At 72.9% G+C, this 2,474-nt stretch carries 2 protein-coding genes and 1 pseudogene; all 3 read right to left on the bottom strand.

Translation table 11 applies throughout. The annotated features are described in order from the left end of the window. On the bottom strand, window positions 1–868 hold an 868-nt coding region (locus AB0J52_RS36165; RefSeq protein ID WP_500187414.1), incomplete at its 3' end, for a glycosyltransferase. A 4-nt stretch (window positions 869–872) separates the two neighbouring features. Beyond that, window positions 873–1,784 (bottom strand): glycosyltransferase family 2 protein, encoded by a 912-nt coding sequence (locus tag AB0J52_RS36160; RefSeq protein WP_500187415.1) that lies wholly within the window; start codon window positions 1,782–1,784, stop codon window positions 873–875. 262 nt (window positions 1,785–2,046) lie between these two features. Further along, window positions 2,047–2,474: pseudogene (locus AB0J52_RS36155) on the bottom strand (hypothetical protein); the annotation flags it as partial.

The raw sequence follows: 2,474 nt of genomic DNA, 5'->3' as shown, positions 1-2,474 counted from the left end.
CCGGGACGCCGTGCTCGAACGCCATCCACACGTTCTGCGACGCGGTCGCCGCCCGGTACGGCAGCACCAGCGCGTCCGCCGCCGCGAACAGCCCCGGGACCTCGGCCCCCGGCACGTACCCGGACCGCAGCTCGACCCGGTCCGCCAGCCCCAGCGACGCGACCAGCGCCTCGGTCTCCGCGAGGCCGCCCCAGAACTCGCCCGCCACGGTGAGCGAGACGTCCGGCGGTCCTTCGGCGAGGGCCCGCAGCAGCACGTCCAGCCCCTTGTACGGACGGACGATCCCGAAGAACAGCAGCCGCCTGCGGACCCCGTCCGCCCGCTCGGCCGGACCGGACGGCGTCGGCAGGTGCGCGGGCATCTCCGCCACCCGCACCGGGCGCTCCGTCAGCGACCGCGCCAGCCGCGCCTGCTGCTCGGAGTGCACCAGCACCCCCGACACCCGGGTCAGCAGCGCCTTCATCAGCGGACGGTCGTACTGCCGCCGCTCGTGCGGCAGGACGTTGTGGCACAGCGCGACCACCGGCGTGCGCCGGCCGATCCCCGCGGTGATGCCGAGGTAGGCGGGCACCTGGACGGGGCTCAGCACGGCCAGCACGACCAGGTCGCAGCCGCGCAGCGACCGCCCGGCGCGCCACCAGCCGTCCGGACGCCGCCAGTCGAGCCGGCGCAGCGTGTCCGGGAACGGCACGCCCTCCGGCTCGGCGATCGTCTGCTGCCCCGGGTACAGGAACCCGGGGTACTGCGCCCGCCACGACTCGACGACCACCTCGTGCCCGGCGGCGGCGAGCCGGTGCGCGAGCTCGGTGGTGTGGTGCGCGCCGCCGCCCTTGTACGGGAAGGCCGGCCCGACGACCGCGATCCGCATCCGGCTAGTCCCCCCGCGAGCGGACGATCAGGTCCGCGAGCAGCGCCATCGACCCGATGATCAGCCCGGTGACGAAGATCAGGATGGTGTTGCTCGCGAAGTACCCGAAGTGCCGCACCATGTCGAACACGCCCTTGGCCAGGCCGATCACGATCAGCCAGAGCGCCAGCGGCATCAGCACCTTGAGCGGGTTGAAGTACATCACCATGCGCAGCACCTGGAGGATGTACCGGTAGGCGTCCTTGACGAAGTGGAACTTCGAGGTGCCCGCGCGCTTGGCGTAGTCGATCGGCACGTACGCCACGTGGTGCTGGTTCGACAGGAACGCGATGGTGATCGTGGTGACGCAGGAGAACCCGGGCGGCAGCAGCCGCAGGTAGGGCAGCGAGACCTGGCGGCGGAACGCGCGCAGCCCGGAGTTCAGGTCCGGGATGCGGCTGTTGGTGAGCCGCTCGGCGACCTTGCGGATGAACCACTTGGCCGGGACGCGCAGCACCTTGTGGGTGCCCTCCTCGGACGTCCGCGCGCCCACGACCTGGTCGATCGAGGAGTCCTGGTCGAGCATGGCGACCAGCTCGGGGATCCGCTCGTTCGGGTAGGTCATGTCGGCGTCGGTCCACACGACGATGTCGCCGCGGGCCTGCTGGGTGCCGATCCGCCGGACGGTCCCGGACCCGCTGTTGTGCCGGAACGCGACGACCTTCATGCTCGGGAACCGCGGCTCGGCCTCGCGCAGCCGGGCGAGGGTGTCGTCGGTGGAGCAGTCGTCCACGGCGAGCAGCTCGTACGCCATGCCGCTGTTGTCCATGGCCTTGGTGATCCGCTCGACCTCGTCGATGACGTGGTCCTGCTCGTTGTAGCAGGGCAGCACGATCGTGACGTGGACGGGACGCTCGTCCTCGGGGCCGGACTCCAGGTCCTCGTCCGGGCCGGGCCGGTGGGCGGTCGCCCGCTCCGCCCCGTCCAGCGGCCCGTCCAGCGGCTCGTCCACGGGCTCCGCCAACGGCGCGAACTCCGGCCCTGGCGCGGCGGCTTCCGCGGGTGCGGCCGCGGGCCCGGCCTCGGTCGTGGTCTCGGGGGCCGCGTCGGTCGCCGTGGCGGCGTCCGGAGCGGTGTCCGGGGCGCGCGTGGTCGTGGAGGCGGCGGGCTGGGTACTCACGCAGGGGGAGGATAGTCGGTCACGGCCGCGGGGGCTCGGTGATCCACACGTCGAGGTTCAGCGTCCAGGTGCCCTTGGGGGGCTTGACCAGGGTCCGCTCGTCCTGCCGGGTGCGCAGCGTCATGGCGTGCACCGGCTGCCCGTAGGGGGCCACCTCCCCCGCGGAGGCGCCCATCAGGACGGGCACGCGGCCCGCGTCGAAGACCTTGCCGGTGACCCGCCAGACGTCCGCCGGCGTGGCGTCCTCGGAGATCCGCGCGGACGGCTGGCCGCACATGCTCCGGATCACCTGGAGGAACTGGTCGGCGTAGTTCTGGTCGAGGATGACGACCGACCGGCCCGGCCCGATGCGGGCGCACAGGTCCCGGACGGCGGCGACCTCGTGCTGGTGGGTCCGGACCATCATGAACGGCGCCGACGACAGCCCGATCGGGACGCCGAGCACCG

The organism is Spirillospora sp. NPDC049652, assembly GCF_040675125.1.
Classification (GTDB): Bacteria; Actinomycetota; Actinomycetes; order Streptosporangiales; family Streptosporangiaceae; genus Spirillospora.
This window is presented reverse-complemented; position numbering and strand designations above follow the sequence as displayed.